The sequence below is a fragment of the Azospirillum sp. TSO35-2 genome, assembly GCF_003116095.1.
Classification (GTDB): Bacteria; Pseudomonadota; Alphaproteobacteria; order Azospirillales; family Azospirillaceae; genus Azospirillum.
The window spans coordinates 105,797-121,802 of sequence record NZ_LGRA01000001.1; the positions used below are offsets into that span (position 1 = coordinate 105,797).

The following is a 16,006-nucleotide window of genomic DNA, read 5'->3' on the forward strand; positions in this document are numbered from 1 at the left end:
GCCAGGGCGGGAAAGCCGGCGGCGGCAGGTGGCGCCACTGGCAGCCAGTGGCGCCATGTAGAACAGGCCGTCCGGGAGATGGCGCATGTCGGTGGGGTGCGGTCGCCCACTCGGCTTGGGCGACGGGATCAGCGGTTCGGCCAGACGGTACTGGTCATCGCTCAGGATTTGGCCGGCGCCATAATCGCTCACCAGTCGGCGGTCTTCGGGCGTCTACATCGGCGGGATCCGGCAGGGATTTTTCCCTGCAAACCGCCGTCACCTCAGACCCTCACACCGCCAGCGTTAACTTCCGAAGCGGGCTGTCAAACAAACGCCTGGGTCGCCGATAGGATGGATTGGGGCGGATCATCCTCACCCTGCTCAGCGCGGCAGCCATCTTCATCATCGCAAACCGCATCACCGCGTTCTGGAAACCGCCCCTTACCCTATGAAGCGAACAGGGGCCTCCACCAATCCCCAAACGGCGTTGGCAGATCCACAAATGTGGACATAACCGAGCGCAGCGAGGAGATCGTGGATAAGTCCGACCTTGCCCAAATCCTGCTCGAAGATCAGCCAGTTCGGACGCTGTCGCCAATTTACCCCTAGAAGGACTTCGAGTTCTGCTCCTTGAACATCAATCACCAGCAAACTGTTTTCGATCGCGCCCAAGGCAAGGGAGCGAAGCGGCATGACGTTGACAGTGGTTTCTCGTATAGCAGACAGGTATCGGTCAAGATTTGCGCGATAAACCTCTCCCCGGAATTGATTTTGCTTAATCCAAAATTCGACGCTTTGGCGGAAAAAGCTGCCTTGACCGTGAGCCCAATTGTTTGGCGGCCCATCGCCATTCATTTCGTCGGCAATCTCCGGCGGGATATGATAGAATTTTCGCGTCGCCTCGCTCGCGCCCGCCGCCACCTGCAGCATAAGCGTGTTTGGCCGGTCAGCGTGCCGTTGAGTCAATTGTTCGAAATAGTAGCCCAGGGGCTCGATCAAAACGGAAGAAACGTCATTGTACTTGTCGTCGCGCAGATAGCGGCAGAGTGGATCCTCCATTACGCCGTCATTGGCGCCGACCTGGATCACCCCACGGGATCCCATCATCTTGTCGAAGAAAAGAGCAATGAATTCTTTCTCATCCCTCGGCCTAGGCAATTCCTGCGCACTCTCGGGAACGCGCGTGGGATCCCAAGTTTCATAAGAGACGTAGGCAAACTCTGTCCCCGGAATTTCCGCCCGCGCGCGCTCGACGGGGCAGACACGGTTGCCGAACCGTTTCCAAGCCATGTTGTAGGTGCGCATGCGTTCAGGTCGGGTGTTGGCGAGGAACGTACCCATCGTTTCGTATTCGCTGAATCCTGACTTCTGTGACAGGTCAGCCGCGTTCAAAATCGCGTCGTACCAACGGATCCCGTGCCGCCTCTCGACAAACGTGACAAAATCTTCCAGCCATCCTCGGAAAATGGGAAAGCATTGGGTGATGAAGCTGAAGTTCACATTCTTTTCAAAGCCGGTTAATCTGCGAATTGTTTCAAAATATTGATGATTATTCTCCGACCCTTTAAAATATACCAGGCATTCATCTTGAACAAAGCTCAAATCTGCTAGGGGTATTGTGTCGGCATCCCAAATAAGAAGCGCGTCCTCTGAGCTGGACGTAAAATGTATCAAAGATTTGATCTTGAGAAGTTGCTGATAATACCAACCGGCGCGTAAGCGATTTTCTTCTGGCATCCGTTTGGCGACGTATTCCAGGTCAAACTCAGGGGCAACCACATTTTCACTGATTACCTCGAAACGGGGATTGCTTACCGTTTGAAAGATCGGAGCGTATATCTCAGGTGTAACAAGAATATATCGCTCAGCCTTGATGTGTCGAGGAACGGCGTATGAGGCATGAATCCATGTGCGAATGTCCTTAAGCGTGGCAACGCACACCACAATCTTGACTTGCTTTGTCATTATTGTTCGCTAAAAATGATAGTTAAGCCAGTACATTCCGCGCCCCATATGTTTGACGCATGGGGACTATCTGACGAGGATTTCGCGCATAGAGAGCCCTTTCAATTGTTCTATTGTCATACAACAAAGAGAGCGGTGAGCGCCGCTTCAAAGTCCACGAAAGTTAGCTCAGAGCCCTTGAGAAAGCCAGCGTTGGTCGTGCCCTGCCACATGGTGTAGGAACTGCTCGAACTCATGTGGTTTTCGGCCGGTCTGTCCGGTCTGGTTGCAGAGCACAGCCGAGCGCACCGGCGGAGTTTCAGGTTTGCGGAGCTTTCGACGGTCTGAGCGGGAAGTCCCGTGCCGACACCGCGTTTCCGTTGTCCGGACGGACGGATGGTGGTGTCCCCCCACATCGTGCCAAGGGCGCTTGCGCGCGGGCCGATGGGGCTATTTCGGCGTGGGTCGTGGTCAGTGCTCGTGCGGCTCGTCCAACCAGTCCTCACACCGCAGGCCGGGCACGCGGCTGAATTCGCCGGGAGTGCCGGTCACCTGAGGCCAAGCCCGTGGCTGCGAGCGTGGCCGGCGATCATCCGGTCGTACGGCCCGATCCCAAGGCCCTGGCGCTCCAACTCGGTCCGATGTGGCCGACATGCGCGGCGGCCTCGTCGAAGGACAGCACGTCGAGGCGGGCGATCAGCCGCTCGACCTCCTGGCGCTTCTCCGCCGGGCGGTCGGATTTGGCGGCACCATGCAGCAGCTCGGCCAGCGTCACCGCCGAGATGCACAAGGCCGCCCGCTTGCGCGTTGAACCGAGCTCAGCCTCACGGTCGCGCAGAACGCGGATGCAGACGTTGGTGCCCAGCATGTCGCGCAGCATCACCACGTCCAGCGCTCTTGCGGCGCGGGCTGGTCGCGGTCCGGAAAGGTGATGCCGGGGGAGTCGAAGACGTCGTCCCAGACGCGGTTGGCCGGCACGATGATCCGGCGCGCTCCCTCGCGCAGGATGACGTCCTCGCGGACATGGGCGGGGAACGACACGTCCTTGGGAAGCCGGGGCTTGGCGGCGGCTGGACTGGAACAAGGTCGTGCGGACCGTCATGGATCGACCTCCCGCGCGTATATCCCGACACGCGGCGGGTCAACGCCTGGGGTATCCCTGGAGCCCGGTTCCGGAGTCACGGGAGCCTCCGGTCTGGAGCCTTTGCGCACCCGCTCCGGCCCATGGCGCGCATCCTCCACACGCTCAAAATCCCGGTGAGGCGTTGGGCCGCACCCCCTCGCGTCAGGCGGGCCCCGCCCCGGGTGGGTGACGGGACGCGCTGCGTCGCCGACCGCGACAAAGGGCGCCGCCGGCGCGGCCGTGGTCCTTGTGAATCCGCCGGCCGGGCGGCCTTGCCGGCGTGGCCGGCTGGAGCCGCCGGCGGGAGCCGGCAACGACCCGAGATTGAAAGTCCTTCGTCGTCGACGGGCGTCCGGGCGGATCGGCAATTGCAAGCCGTCCCTGGGGCGCTTGATTCTGCGGGCCGGGAATGTATCCTAATTTAAGATATTTGGACGGCGCATTCTTGAATTAGGATGTGTTGCCGGTCGGATAGTGTCTTAACATGATTGAGATTCGCTTGTATCTCAGCGGAGGGCGTGTGTTGCGTACGTACAGCAGATTGTCGATCGTTCTTCTGACCGCCACCGCTCTCGCCCTGCCGGGTTGCGTGACCAGCCGAGACGAACGCATCGGCGCGAATGATGGTTCGGACCGGTGCTACGCGTATCGTGTGGCCCTGGACAGCACCGGCAACTACTTTGCCGAGGACATGATCCAGGGCGCGGCCATCGGCGCCATCGGCGGCGCCCTGATCGGCGGTCTGGCGACTGGCAGCGCCCGCGGCGCCATCATCGGCGGTCTGGGCGGTCTGGCGGCGGGCGCGCTGGGCGGCTATTGGCACTCCAAGCTGCAGCAGGGTCGCGATCAGGCGATCACCGGGGCGTTGAGCGACCTCCAGGCGGAAAGCACCAACCTGCAGAAGACGCAGGACGCGCTGAACCAGCTGGTCAACTGCCGCCGCGGTGAGATCGCCACCGTCAAGGCGGACCTGAAAGCCAAACGGATCACCCGCGAAGAGGCGGAGAGCCGGATGTCGGCGATCCGCGTCAGTCTGGTCAAGGATTACCAGATCGCGTCCAACATCGATAAGAACATCACCAAGCGGAACGACGAGTACCTGTTCGCCGTCGATCAGGTGAAGCCGGGCTCCTCGGAGAAGATCCGGACGGCGGCCAAGAAGCCGGCCAAGCCGAGCAAGGCGGGCAAGCCGGCGAACGACACCGTCACGGCCATGTACGACCAGACGATGTCCAACACGCTGCAGAAGGAAGGCGTCGGCAACACCGTTCAGGTCATCGCCGGTCTCGAAAAAGAAACGACGATCTGATCGTTTCGGCCGGATGTAGCCATCGGCGGGCGGTCTTCCGGCCCCCGTCGCTCCCCCTTACGCGGGGGCATCGCGTCCGGTCATCGGTTCCTCCTCGCTCCCATGGGAATGCCAGAATGCGCCGCGCCTTGCTGATCCTCATCGTCGCGGTGCAGATCGCGGCCGTGGCGGCCTTTTCCATGCCGGCCGGGGCGCAGGAGGCGCCCCTCACTCCGTTCCTGCGCATCGAAACCGGTCTTCATACGGCGCGCGTCCACCGCATCGCCACCGACGCCAGCGGCCGTCTGGTCGCGACCGTCTCCAACGACAAGACGGTCCGCCTGTGGTCGCGCGACGGCGGCGACGCGGTGGGGGTGATGCGCATTCCCATCGACCGCGGCGAGGAGGGCCGGCTCTATTCGGTCGCCCTGTCGCCCGACGGCGAGACGGCGGTCGCGGCCGGCTACACGGCGGCGACCTGGGACGGCGCCTTTGCCATCTACCTGTTCGACGTCAAGCGGCAGCGGATGACGGCGCGGCTGACGGGCCAGCCGGACGTGATCTACGACATGGCCTTTTCCCCGGACGGCCGCGTCGTCGCCGCCGTCTTCGGCGGCAAGTCCGGGCTGCGGATCTACGACAGCAAGACGTTCCAGCTTCTCGCCCAGGACAGCTCCTACGGTTCCCGCGCGACCGGCTTGGCCTTCGACCGCCAGGGACGGTTGGCGACGACCTCCTTCGACGGCAAGATCCGCCTCTACGACGCGCAGTTCCGCATGACCGCGTCGCTGAAGGGGCTGTCGGGCAAGCAGCCGTATTCGGTGGCCTTCTCCGCCGACGGCCGGCGGCTGGCCGTCGGCTACAACGACGCGGCGCAGGTGGATGTGCTGTCGGGCGACACGCTCGCCCCGCTGTTCAGCCCGAACGCCGCCGGCCTCGCCACCGGCAGCCTCAGCCAGGTCGCCTGGAGCGGAAGCGGGGCGGATGAGAAACTGGCGGCGGCCGGTTCGGCCAGCCCGGACGGCAAGGCCCCGGTCCTGCGCCAATGGGGGAACGGCGGGCGCGGCGCCCCGGTGGACACCGTCGTCAGCCGCAACCTGATCACGCATCTGCGCCCGACCGACACCGGCGGCCTGCTGTTCGCCGCCGCCGATCCGGTGTGGGGGCGGCTGGACGGGCAAGGCCGCGCGCTCTACGCCAAACCCTCGGTCACCGGCGATTTCCGCGACATCTACCGCGGGCGTTTCCAACTGTCGCCGGATGGGCTGGTCGTCGATTTCGGCATGGAGCCGGGTGGCGGCCGGCCGTTCCGCTTCGATGTCCGGGACGGACGGCTGGTCGCCAACCCGCCCGCCGGTTCGGGCTTCACCGGCCCGCGCGACGCGGCCGACGCGCTGAAGGTCACGGACTGGCGCAACGCGTCCGCCCCGAAGATCAACGGCAAGCCCATCCCGCTCGAAGCGGGGGAACGCAGCCTGAGCGTCGACGTGATCGCCCAGGAGAAGCGGGCGCTGATCGGCAGCGATTTCGCCCTGCGTCTGGTCGACGCGCAAGGCCGGGAGATCGCCTCGGTGCAGACCCCGGCGGAGGTGTGGGGCGTGGTCGCCGCGGCCAACGGGCGGCTTGCGGTCGCCGCCCTGGGCGACGGCACCCTGCGCTGGTACAGCCTTGCGGGCGGCTTGCGCCCGCTGGAGGAACTCGCCGCCCTGTTCCCCCACAGCGACGGGCTGCGCTGGGTCCAGTGGACGCCCGAGGGCTTCTTCACCCACCCCCAGACCGGCGGCCAGGATCTGGTCGGCTTCCACCTGAACAGCAGCAAGAAGGGCGCGCCGCTCTGGGTGGAGTTCAAGCAGGTCTATCAGGTGCTCTACGCCCCGGAACTGGTGCGCGACCGGGTCGCCCAGGTCAACCGGGAGGAGCTGAACCGCCGCGTCTCCCGCATCGGCGATCTGCGGCGGCTGACCCAGCGGGCACCGAAGATCACCCTGGTGGACTATTGCGCCGAAACGGCGGAGACGCGGGGCTTCTCGCGGGTGCCCCCGTCCGAGGGGAAGCCGGCGGGACCGGGGACCGCCCCCGCCGCCGCCCCGCCCTGCCAGCCCATCGACACCTCGCCGCTGACGCGGGCCTTCTCGCGGGCCACCGCCCAGCCGGAAACCGATCCGCCGAAGAGCGAGGGCGCGGCCGGTCCGCGCACCACCATCGCCCTGCCGGCGACCACGACCAGCTTGCGGCTGCGCTACCGGGTCGACACCCCGCTGGAGGAAACCGGCGACATCCAGGTCTTCCTCAACGGGCGCGACGTCACCGGCGAGCAGGTCACGCGCGGCTTTTCCCGCGTCGCCGATCCGGCCGCGGCACCCCCGGCCGCCGCGCCGCCAACCAGCCCACCGGCGGCGGGGGCCGCACCGCCGGCCAACCCGATCCGCGAGGCGGTCGTCCGCATCGATGCCGGCTCCAACGGCGTCCAGCTGCGGGCCTACAACCGCACCGGCGCCATCTATGAACAGACGCCGGTTCTGGACTTCATCGTTCCCGCCCCGTCCCGCGCCACCGACGCCGTGGTCGCCGAGGCGAAGCCCGCACCCAAGCCGAAGCCCCGTCTGATTTCCGCCGTCGTCGGCATCAACGCCTACCGGCCGCCCTTCCCCCGATTGATGAAGGCGGCCCCCGACGCGCGGACCTTCGCCGCGACGGTGCGGGAGCGCATCCCCGATGTCTACGACGCCGCCGAATCGATCACGCTGTCGCGTGAGCTGTACGACGCCCAGGCCAGCCGGGCCGCCATCGTCGCCATGCTGCAGGACGTCGCCAAGAACAGCCGGGACGACGACACGGTCCTGATCTACCTGTCCGGCCATGGGCTGGTCGATCCGCTGCCCGAAGACAACGTCGATCTGTACTACTACATCACCCAGAACGTTGCGGCGGGAGATGAGAAGACCGTCGCGCGCGAGGCCCTGTCGGAGCGGGACCTGGCCTTGCTGATCAGCGGCATCAAGGCGCGGAACGTGCTGCTGTTCCTCGACACCTGCCATTCGGGTGCGGTGGAGGCGCTGTCGGACTATTCCTCGTCCAGCATCGACAAGTTCAAGGAGCGGGCCGGGACCGGTCCCTACCTGATCGCCGCCGCGACCCGCAAGCAGGAGGCGCGCGACGCCTCGATCGACCGGATGAACAGCGGCCCCTTCGCCCGCGCGGTCATCGAGGGGCTGGTCGGCAGGAGCGCCGCCGCCGGCACCCTGGTCAGCCAGTTTCAGATCCTGGACCATGTCATGGGAAAGGTCCCGGAATACGCGAAGCTTGACCGTTGGGAGCAGGACGCCGTCGTACACTATAGCGGCGGGAAGATCGACCGCATCCCGATCACCCAGGCGAAAGCCGCCCCGTAGCCGAGGCGGCTCCCCCGGTCGTCGCCGACCATCGGAACCCTTACAGGCCGCCCAGCTTGGGGGCGAGACGCAGCGTGATCGTGCGGGATTCGCCGGCCGGCAGGCTGACGGTTTCGCTGCGTGGCTGGCGGCCGCTGATGCCGACGACCGACACCTGCACCAGCGTACCGGGGGTGACCTCGATGGTCACCGGGGCATAGCCGCGCTCGACGCCGTCGATGCGGACGATGCCCCGCGGGGGATCGGACAGGACGGTCAGCGTGGCCCGCCCGGCCCGGGACGCCGGCAGGAGCGTTTCCAGCCCCAACCAGGCGCCGCCCAGCAACAGGGCGGAGCCGATGCAGCCCGCCGCCAGGGCCGGCAACGCGACCTTGCGCCAGAACGGCGTCGGCTTGCCGCAGCGCCGGCCACCCCCCGCCTCCGAAGGCCCGGGACCGGGAGGCGGCGGCGGCGGATCCTGTCCGGCTGCCGGGGTCTGGATCTCGGCCTGGGCCTGGAGCTGGGCCTGGGGTGCCCCGCAATAGGGGCACCAGCCCACCGGACCGAACAGGGGCTTCCGGCAACCCGGTGCCGTGCAGATCCGCGCGCCCGTCATGGATGTCCGCAACTCCCGTCCTCTGGCCCGTCCCTGGGCCGGTTACTTCGCGACGATGGTCAGGGTCTTGAGGGACGAGGCGATGCCGTCCGGCTTGGCCGCCTTCAGCAGCGGCTCAAGAGCGCTCAGGTAGGTCTTGGCGTCCTCCATCTCCGGCCGGGTGCCGAGCGCCAGCGGTTCGCGGCTGGCGGTGACCATGATGACCTGCTGGCCCAGCGGCTCGATGGTCTTGTAGAGGCGCCCGCCCGGCTTCTCCTCGCCCAGCACCATCGACGCGTTCGCCGGGAACCGGTTGTTCTGCACCGCCGGACCGGGAACGAGGTGGAACACCTTCTGCTGGCGGTCGTAGAAATCGACGTAGAGATAGCCGTCGAACGGCGCGTTGCGGACGTTCAGCTTCATCAGCGAGCCGACGGTGATCGTGTCGCCCGCCGGCTGCAGGTCGAGCTTCGGTCCGGCTTCGGGCGCCACGGCCGGCAGGCCGCTGAACAGGATGGCGACCGCGCAGTGCGGATAGACGACCTCGGTCGCCGCGACCTCCACCGGGCCGACGCCCTTGATCGCGCGCAGCTCCTCGCCCAGGCGCGTCAGATCCGCGGCGGAGCGGGCGAAGCCGGACAGGCGGACGCTGCGCGACGGCCCCATTTCGACCCCGAGCTGGGCGCATTCGTACGTGCCCGTCACCGCGTTGATCTGGGCCAGGATTTCGGCATCGCTGGGGCCCATGGCCAGGACCAGGGCGACCGCGCCGCCGGCCGCCGCCAGAAGGCCGACGCCGCCGCCGGCGTAGGCCAGCATGCGGTTGCGCTTGCTGCGGTTCAGCGCCGCGTCATCGTCGTCGGCGCCGCCCATGCTCGCGACGCACTGGAAGCCCGGCCGCATGGCGGAGTCGAGCAGGACCGTGACGGCTTCGCCGACCAGAGCGGACAACAGATGAGGGATGTTCAGCATCAGGGAAGACTCCTAGGAAGCCGGGCTTGGGAACCGGGTCTGGCGGAACGGGCGCGACGCTCAGCTCCCGATGTTGACGATGGTCACCCGCCGGTTTTCCGGAGCCGCGGGGTCGGCGGGGTTCAGGGGTTGGGTTTTCCCGCGCCCGACCCAGGTCAGCCGGTCCGGCGCCACGCCCCGCACCGTGACCAGATACTCGGCGACGGACTGCGCACGGCGTTCCGACAGCTTCTGATTGTAGGAGCTGTTGCCGCGGCTGTCGGTGTGGCCTTCGATCACGAAGCGGCTGAGGCCGGCCTCGTTCGATTTCAGCACGCGGGAGATGCTGTCGAGCAGGCCGTGGGCCTCCGGCCGCAGGCGGGCCGAGTCGTACTCGAAGGCGATGGCGAAGGCGGTGACGCGCGGCGCCTGGGGCGTCGGCGGCGTCGGTGGTGCGGGCGGCGCTTCCGGCTGCGCCACCGATCCCAGTTCAAGGCTGCGGGTGCCGTCCGACGGGCCGGCGCACTCGGGTCCGGCGACACCCACGATGGCGGTCGCGATCTCGCACTCGGTCGGGTTGCGCCCGACGAAATTCACCGTGCCTTGCGCCAGGGCGCTGGTCAGGCCGCCGGCGCCGATCAGCGCGCCGAGCATGGCGGCGGACCATGCACGCCTCAATACGGGGCGGAACTCGTTCACGGGAGCCTCGTGGTGGTCGGAGGTTTGAACACGCGTCTTTAAGCTATTTCCTGGATAAATCAAAAACATCAGGTTGCCAACCTTTTGAAGAGAAGGCACTTTCGTCGAATATGTCACGGCTCCACGCGGCAATAAGATGAGTTTAGAGGCTGACGCAACTGAATTGGCGCAGGAAACCGATCAGACACTCAACGAATGGTGTTGGGATGTGACGGCTGCCGGCGGCCATTCCCAGCGCTGGGTGCAACGGGACGATGCCTTCGTGGCGGTGCGTCTCGAAAACGGCGCGGAGAGCGCGGGTCTGGTCGAGATCGGCCTGGACGGCGAGGCCGGGGATGATCTCGCGGACCGCCTGGGCGCGGCGCGCGTCGACACCTGCGCGGGGGACGCCACGCGGTGCAGCCGCCTGTTGCCCGGCGTGTTCGCCCATTGCCCGTTCTGCGGCGAGGCCGCGACCCCGCCGGCGGCCCGGCCGGACGACGGCCGGGCGGCGGCGGCCTGGAGCCGCGCCATCGCCAGCGGGTCGGCCAGCCTCCACGCGATGCAACTGACGGTGTTGCCGGGCGACGGGGCGGCCGGGGCCGGGATCGATGCGGCGAAACGCAGCACCCTGCCCTCCGCCGGCCCCTTCCTGTTCGCCATGGCGGGAACGCCGCCCTTCACCGTCGCCGTCGATGTGGCGGGCGGCGTGGTGTGGCGGCCCGGCGTCGACGACTGGCGGCGTCTGGCGGCGCTGGACGGGCGCTGCGGTCTTCCGGCCTGGAGCCGGAGCGCCGCGCCGCTCGGCGCCGGCCTCGCCGTTCCGCTCGACGACGGGGCGGTGTGGGTCGAGCTTGACGGTCCGTTCCGCCGCCGCGTCCGCGTCGACGGCGGTGCCGCCATCGGTGGCGCGATTGCCGTGGAGGGGATGGCGCTGGTGCCGCTGCGCGCCGACGGCCGGCTGGCCCTGGCGTGGATGACCGATGCCGAAGCCGGGTGGAGCGTCGCCGCCGTGCCCGCCGCGCCGGCCGGCACGCAAGCCGCCGCCATCGATGCGCTGGGCAAGCCGGTGTCGGCGGTGCCGGGCACCGCGGTGTGGGCCGGCGCGGCCGGCTGCCTGTCGGTGCGTGTCGGTCCGCAGGGGCCGCTGGCGGTCTGGCGGGACTGGCCGGCCGGCTGCCGGGGGCTGCCATGGTCGCGGCCCCACCTGGGTGAACACGCCATCCCCCACCAGCTCGTCCGGCTGGAGGACGGCGGCGGCTACCTGGCCGTCGCCATGCCGCCCCCCAACAGCCGGGGCGCGCTGCCCGATGCGGTCCAGAGCGCGCGGGTGGACGGCCCCTTCGTCACCACCGGCGACACCGCCTTCTACCTGCACCTGCGCTGCCGCGGGCTGCCGTGGCGCCGCGACCTGGGCGACTTCGCCCCGCCCGGTTCGATCGTCCTTCCCCTGATGGCGTTCAGCCGGGGCGCCGCGGCCGGAAGCGGCGAGCAGATCCTCTACGCGACCGTGCCGGATCCCGGGGTGGTGACCGGCCCGGTCTCCGCCGGGCGGAGCAAGGCGACCCTGTTCCTGCTCCGGCCCGGCCTGGAGCTGGCGCCGCTGCTGTCGGGCCTGCCGGTCGCCACCCTCCACGACCTTCAGCCCTTCCTGCTCGACGGGCGGCTCTGCCTCTACGACGAACCGGGCGCCGTCTGGCACCGCTGGGACCTGTCGCCGGTCCCGACCGGCTGAGATCAGACCGCCGCCGGCGGTCCCGGCCGCACGGCTTCGACACCCACCACGACACCGCAAGACAGCGTCCCCCACGCGGGACAGCCACACTGGATAGAGGAACTGAGGACCATGCTCTCACTGTTCGACGGCATCCCCACCTTCGGCCTCGGCAAAGCCCTGACCGTCCTGAACAGCGCCCAACTTCAGAACATCGGACCGAAGCCGGGAGGGTCCTCCACCATCGCCGCGCCGCTGCTCGTGCTCACCGGGCCGCGCTTCGACATGACCCAGACGCTGATCGGCCTGATCGCGCTGCTGGTGCTGACGGTCGCCTTCTTCTTCGTCCAGCGCTTCCTGACCGGCGTGCTGATCAGCGGCAACGCCCGGCCGCAGAAGGCGGCCCTGGCCGGCTGGAGCCTGTTCCTCATGCTGTTCGTCCTGACCGCCACGGCGATCTTCAGCGTGATTGGCACCCTGTGGACCCTGCTGCCGGTGTTCGGCTCGCTGCTCGGCCTCAACCTGACCCTCGTCATCCTGTTCGTCAGCAGCTTCGTTTCGGCGAAGCGCTCCGCCCGCATGCTGTGACCGCCCGCACCCCATCCTTCCGTGAGAGAGCCATGATGTCCGCATCCTCCGACAGCAGCGGCGGCGCCCTGCAACCGTTGCAGCCGACGATCTTCGTCGCGCTGGGCGGGTCCGGCATGAAGATCCTGATGCGGCTGCGCCGGCGCATCCTGTCCACGCGCTGGAACGGCGAACGCCTGTCCGGCATCGCCGATTTCCCGCTGGCCCAATTCCTCTACTTCGACGTCGACACCCAGGACGCCCGCGAGGAGAACCAGAGCACGTCCAAGGATCTGCTCGGGTCCGTCGTCGCCTTCGCGCCGAGCGAGACGTTGCAGAACCGGCTGGACGTCAACAAGTTCATGGGCAACCGGTCGGTCTATCCGCTGATCGACGAGTGGTTTCCCGACGACGAGGCCATCCGCCAGATGGATTTCTCCGACGGTGCCGCCCAGGTCCGTTGCGTGTCGCGCCTGCATTTCTTCATGCAGTCCGGCGATTTCCGCGGCCGGCTGGAATCGAAGATCAGCGAGGTCAAGAACAGCCTGACCCACACCGACACCCTGAGGAAGCTCGGGTTGGCGGCCGGGACCAAGGGCTACCGGGTGGTGGTGGTCGCCTCGGCGGCGGGGGGGACGGGGTCGGGCACCTTCCTGGACGCCGGCTTCCTGATCCGCTCGCTGGGCGATCCGTCGCTGTCCAACGTCTCGCTCATCCTGCTGATGGGCGGCGCCTACGGCGCGGCGAACGCCCAGCGGGTCCAGGCCAACACGGTGGCCGCCCTGCGCGAGCTGGAATATTGCATGGACCGCAATCACCAGCCGCGCTTCGTCACCCGCTGGCAGCACAACGACAACCCGGTGCCGGACAGCATCGCGCCCTACAACGAAGTCTACCTGATCGACAACATCAACACGCTGCGCCAGAGCACGAACGACCCCGGCGACCTCTACGACATGGTGGCGTCGATGCTGTTCGCCGATTTCGGCAGCAGCGATTTCGCCCAGCACAAGCGGTCGGTGGCGTCGAACCTCGCCGGCTTCAAGATGCTCCCCTACCACCCGCGCCTTCCGGGCGGGCTGCAGGGCGCCATCACCTTCCAGAAATCCTACTCCTCCTTCGGCCAGGCGGTGATCGAGACGCGGGCCAAGCGCGACTTCGACCAGCGCAGCTTCGAGCTCGGCCTGCGGATGCTGGAGAGCTATTACAGCCTGGAGGAGGGCCGCAAGGCCAACGCGGTGTCCGAGGATGACCTGCGCGACGTCCTGGCCGAACGCCTGCATCTCAAGGAAAAAGGGCTGAAGTTCCTGGCCGATCCGGAGATCGCCAAATACTTCACCCGCGCGCCCGACGGCCTGGCCCCGTCCGTCCCCACCTTCGCGCTGGTCGACACGCTGCTGGCCGGCACCGACGCCTCGCTGCTGCGCGGCATCGACGACCGGGTCGAGGAGAGCATCAGCCACATCCGTCATCACGCCGATTTCACCCAATGGCCCGAGCGCGTCGTCGAGGCGATCCGCGGGCTGGACAGCGACATCAGCGGCACCAAGGGCGTTCCCGATTCCAGCCCGCGCGCCAAGGAGATCGACGTCGCGGCCCGTCAGGTGTGGGAGGGCTGGACGGCGCCGGGCGAGGGCGGCATCCCCGACTTCATCTATCGCCTGATCGAGGACCGCGAGAAGGGCGGCATCCTCTTCGCCCTCGACCTCATGCGGCAGGTGCGCCACCGCCTGACCGATCCGGGCAGCGGCGTCGTCGATCGCCTGCGCGACGTGGCGGTGGTCTTCGACCAATGGGCCGAGCAGCTCCATCGGGCGCTGCACCAGCGGCCGCTCGCCAACATCAAGGAGCTGAAGGGCGCGCGCGGGCAGGAGTTGGGCGACAGCATCCTGCTCCAGAACGTCAAGCCGCTGCTGACGCGCTACGGCCATTTCCGGCTGGTCGCCCTGGCCTGCCGGGCGGCGGCGGCGCGGCTCCAGGCCTTCGCCGACGACTTCCTCGGCAAGCCCGAGACGCGGGGCGGCGATGTGGTGTGGAGCGGGCTGATCGGCCAGATCGACACCGGGCGCCAGCGTCTGGCCGGTCTGGCCGGGGAGATCCGCAAGGAGATCGACCTGATCGCCCGGCAAAGCGACACCCGCACCCACTGGTACGTCGGCGACGCCTACAGCTTCCGCGCGCCGCCGGCGCCGGAGCGCATCGCCGAGCTGGCCCGGCAGGTGTTCGACACGCAGTTCGGCGGGTCGCGCGCGCTGTTCGAGAAGCTGGCGACCAACCGCGGCAAGCTGGACGTGCGCGAGGCGCTGCGCAACACCATCCACGACGCGCTGTCGGAGGAGGCGTCGAAGCTGCCGTCGATCATCGACGTGCTGCTGGCCGACCGGGGGATGGCGAGCGAGCAGTTGAAGCAGGTGATGCAGCGTGCGGCGCCGTGGATCAACGCCGACCTCGACCGGATGAACGACTTCACCCCGGGCCAGATCAAGCTCTATGTCGCGGTGAACGACACCGCGCGTTTCAAGGCCGAGTTCGGCGGGCTGCTGACCAGCGTGACACCCGGCGGCATGATCGCGGACGTCATCGAATCGGGGCTGCCCGGTCAGATCATCTGCTACAGCGAGCTGTCCGGCATTCCGCTCGACGTCCTGATCCCGCTGCGCAGCGGTTGGCCGATGGCTTTCCGCGCCGAGATGGAGGCCGGCAAGAAGCTGCCGCTGTTCACCCACAAGGACAAGCTGCGCTTCCGCAACCCGCTGGTCCCCAACGAGGAGGAGTACCGGCGCCGCTGCGACCTCGCCTCCACCTATCTGAAGAGCGTCGTCTTCGGGGCGCTGGTGCGCGGGTCCGCCCGCCGCGAGGCCCCGCACTACGCCGACACCTATTTCCACCAGACGATGCCGGGGGCGTGGCTGGGCGCCGGTGACGAACGGACCATCCTGTCGGACGAGAGCGACGCCCTGGTCCGCCAGCTCAGCCCGATGCTGGCCGAGGCCGAGGCGGCGCTGGGCGAGGAGGACTGGGTCGCGCTCTACGCGCTGTTCCAGCATTTCGCCACGGCGGTCTACCCGCCCCGTCTGCTGACCGAACTGGGCGGCCGGCAGAAGGTGGTGCCGGGCTTCCTCAGCACGGTGTGCACCGACATCGCCAAAGCCTATGAGGCGCGCTTCCTCGACGCGCTCGGCCATGGACCGGGCCGGGAGCGGTTCGAGCCGTTGCGGGCGCGGCTGGAGGCGACGCTGGAGCGCTGGACCCGCGAGGTGCCGGACAGCCGGCGCGATCCGGACAGCGGGGACATCGACACGCGGCGCCTGCAGCCGAAGCGGACGATCCTGCTGGATCAGGTCCGCGTGGTCCTGGCCGAACCGGCTCCGGCGACCGCCGCCACGCCGGCCCCGGCCGCCCCGGCGGCGGCTGTTCCCGTATCGGCCGCCCCCCTATCGGCCGCGAAGACCACGGTCAGCTCGGCTGCCCCGCCCGCCGCCCCAATAGCCGGCGTCGCCTGGCGGGTCGCGGTGGGCAAGGAGCAGCTTGGCCCGTTCGCCATGGAGGATCTGCCGGCGCTGGTCGCCGACGGTCGCCTGACGGTCGACAGCCTGGTCTGGTGCAAGGGCATGAAAGGCTGGACCCCCGCCGTTCAGGTCGAGGATCTGGTCGGCATCTGGCCGGCGGACGACGAACCGCCGCCGCTGCCGGACCAGGACGACGACGTCCCCCCGCCGTTGCCCTGACGGCGCCGCGTCGAAGCCCCTCTCCCGCTTGCGGGAGAGGGGCCGGCGCCCCCCTGCCCCCCTCC

10 protein-coding genes and 1 pseudogene are annotated in these 16,006 nt (G+C 67.9%); 5 read left to right on the forward strand and 6 right to left on the reverse strand.

The window, feature by feature from the left end; translation table 11 throughout:
- Positions 1 to 423: 423 nt before the first annotated feature.
- From TSO352_RS00510 to TSO352_RS00520, 3 genes and pseudogenes are all read right to left on the reverse strand, one after another.
- Positions 424 to 1,947, reverse strand: coding sequence for a DUF6492 family protein (locus TSO352_RS00510; RefSeq protein WP_109105448.1), 1,524 nt, complete (start codon positions 1,945 to 1,947; stop codon positions 424 to 426).
- A gap of 450 nt (positions 1,948 to 2,397) precedes the next feature.
- A pseudogene (locus TSO352_RS00515) lies at positions 2,398 to 2,806 on the reverse strand (PIN domain-containing protein).
- On the reverse strand, positions 2,806 to 2,967 hold the full coding sequence (locus tag TSO352_RS00520) for a hypothetical protein (protein ID WP_247871803.1): 162 nt from the start codon (positions 2,965 to 2,967) through the stop codon (positions 2,806 to 2,808). Before TSO352_RS00520 ends, TSO352_RS00515 begins: the two are co-directional and overlap by 1 nt.
- A gap of 734 nt (positions 2,968 to 3,701) precedes the next feature.
- Between TSO352_RS00520 and TSO352_RS00525 the strand changes: the two genes are divergently transcribed.
- Positions 3,702 to 4,358 (forward strand): hypothetical protein, encoded by a 657-nt coding sequence (locus TSO352_RS00525; RefSeq protein ID WP_247871804.1) that lies wholly within the window; start codon positions 3,702 to 3,704, stop codon positions 4,356 to 4,358.
- Positions 4,359 to 4,474: 116 nt separating this feature from the next.
- Positions 4,475 to 7,729 (forward strand): caspase family protein, encoded by a 3,255-nt coding sequence (locus tag TSO352_RS00530; RefSeq protein ID WP_109105450.1) that lies wholly within the window; start codon positions 4,475 to 4,477, stop codon positions 7,727 to 7,729.
- Positions 7,730 to 7,769: 40 nt separating this feature from the next.
- Here TSO352_RS00530 and TSO352_RS00535 read toward each other — a convergent pair whose 3' ends face one another.
- Genes TSO352_RS00535 through TSO352_RS00545 form a run of 3 tightly spaced genes read right to left on the reverse strand, consistent with a single transcriptional unit; the run spans position 7,770 to position 9,953 of the window.
- Positions 7,770 to 8,324, reverse strand: coding sequence for a PEGA domain-containing protein (locus TSO352_RS00535; RefSeq protein ID WP_109105451.1), 555 nt, complete (start codon positions 8,322 to 8,324; stop codon positions 7,770 to 7,772).
- A gap of 42 nt (positions 8,325 to 8,366) precedes the next feature.
- Complete coding sequence (locus TSO352_RS00540) at positions 8,367 to 9,275, reverse strand: DUF4384 domain-containing protein (RefSeq protein WP_109105452.1); 909 nt, start codon at positions 9,273 to 9,275, stop codon at positions 8,367 to 8,369.
- A gap of 60 nt (positions 9,276 to 9,335) precedes the next feature.
- On the reverse strand, positions 9,336 to 9,953 hold the full coding sequence (locus TSO352_RS00545) for an OmpA family protein (protein ID WP_158284487.1): 618 nt from the start codon (positions 9,951 to 9,953) through the stop codon (positions 9,336 to 9,338).
- Positions 9,954 to 10,161: 208 nt separating this feature from the next.
- Here TSO352_RS00545 and TSO352_RS00550 point away from each other — a divergent pair, with 208 nt between their 5' ends.
- The 3 genes from TSO352_RS00550 (at position 10,162) to TSO352_RS00560 (ending at position 15,941) form a co-directional block, all read left to right on the forward strand.
- A complete protein-coding gene (locus tag TSO352_RS00550; RefSeq protein WP_109105454.1) occupies positions 10,162 to 11,667 on the forward strand; it encodes a hypothetical protein in 1,506 nt (501 codons plus the stop codon).
- 111 nt (positions 11,668 to 11,778) lie between these two features.
- The gene (locus TSO352_RS00555) at positions 11,779 to 12,234 is read left to right on the forward strand and encodes a hypothetical protein (RefSeq protein WP_109105455.1); all 456 of its coding nucleotides are present in this window, start codon (positions 11,779 to 11,781) and stop codon (positions 12,232 to 12,234) included.
- 32 nt (positions 12,235 to 12,266) lie between these two features.
- Positions 12,267 to 15,941 (forward strand): tubulin-like doman-containing protein, encoded by a 3,675-nt coding sequence (locus TSO352_RS00560; protein WP_109105456.1) that lies wholly within the window; start codon positions 12,267 to 12,269, stop codon positions 15,939 to 15,941.
- Positions 15,942 to 16,006 lie beyond the last annotated feature (65 nt).

Coding starts and splice junctions, on each gene's coding strand:
- TSO352_RS00555 (WP_109105455.1), top strand. CDS start 11,779: ATGCTCTCACTGTTCGACGGCATCCCCACCTTCGGCCTCGGCAAAGCC.
- TSO352_RS00540 (WP_109105452.1), bottom strand. CDS start 9,275: ATGCTGAACATCCCTCATCTGTTGTCCGCTCTGGTCGGCGAAGCCGTC.
- TSO352_RS00535 (WP_109105451.1), bottom strand. CDS start 8,324: ATGACGGGCGCGCGGATCTGCACGGCACCGGGTTGCCGGAAGCCCCTG.
- TSO352_RS00530 (WP_109105450.1), top strand. CDS start 4,475: ATGCGCCGCGCCTTGCTGATCCTCATCGTCGCGGTGCAGATCGCGGCC.
- TSO352_RS00510 (WP_109105448.1), bottom strand. CDS start 1,947: ATGACAAAGCAAGTCAAGATTGTGGTGTGCGTTGCCACGCTTAAGGAC.
- TSO352_RS00560 (WP_109105456.1), top strand. CDS start 12,267: ATGATGTCCGCATCCTCCGACAGCAGCGGCGGCGCCCTGCAACCGTTG.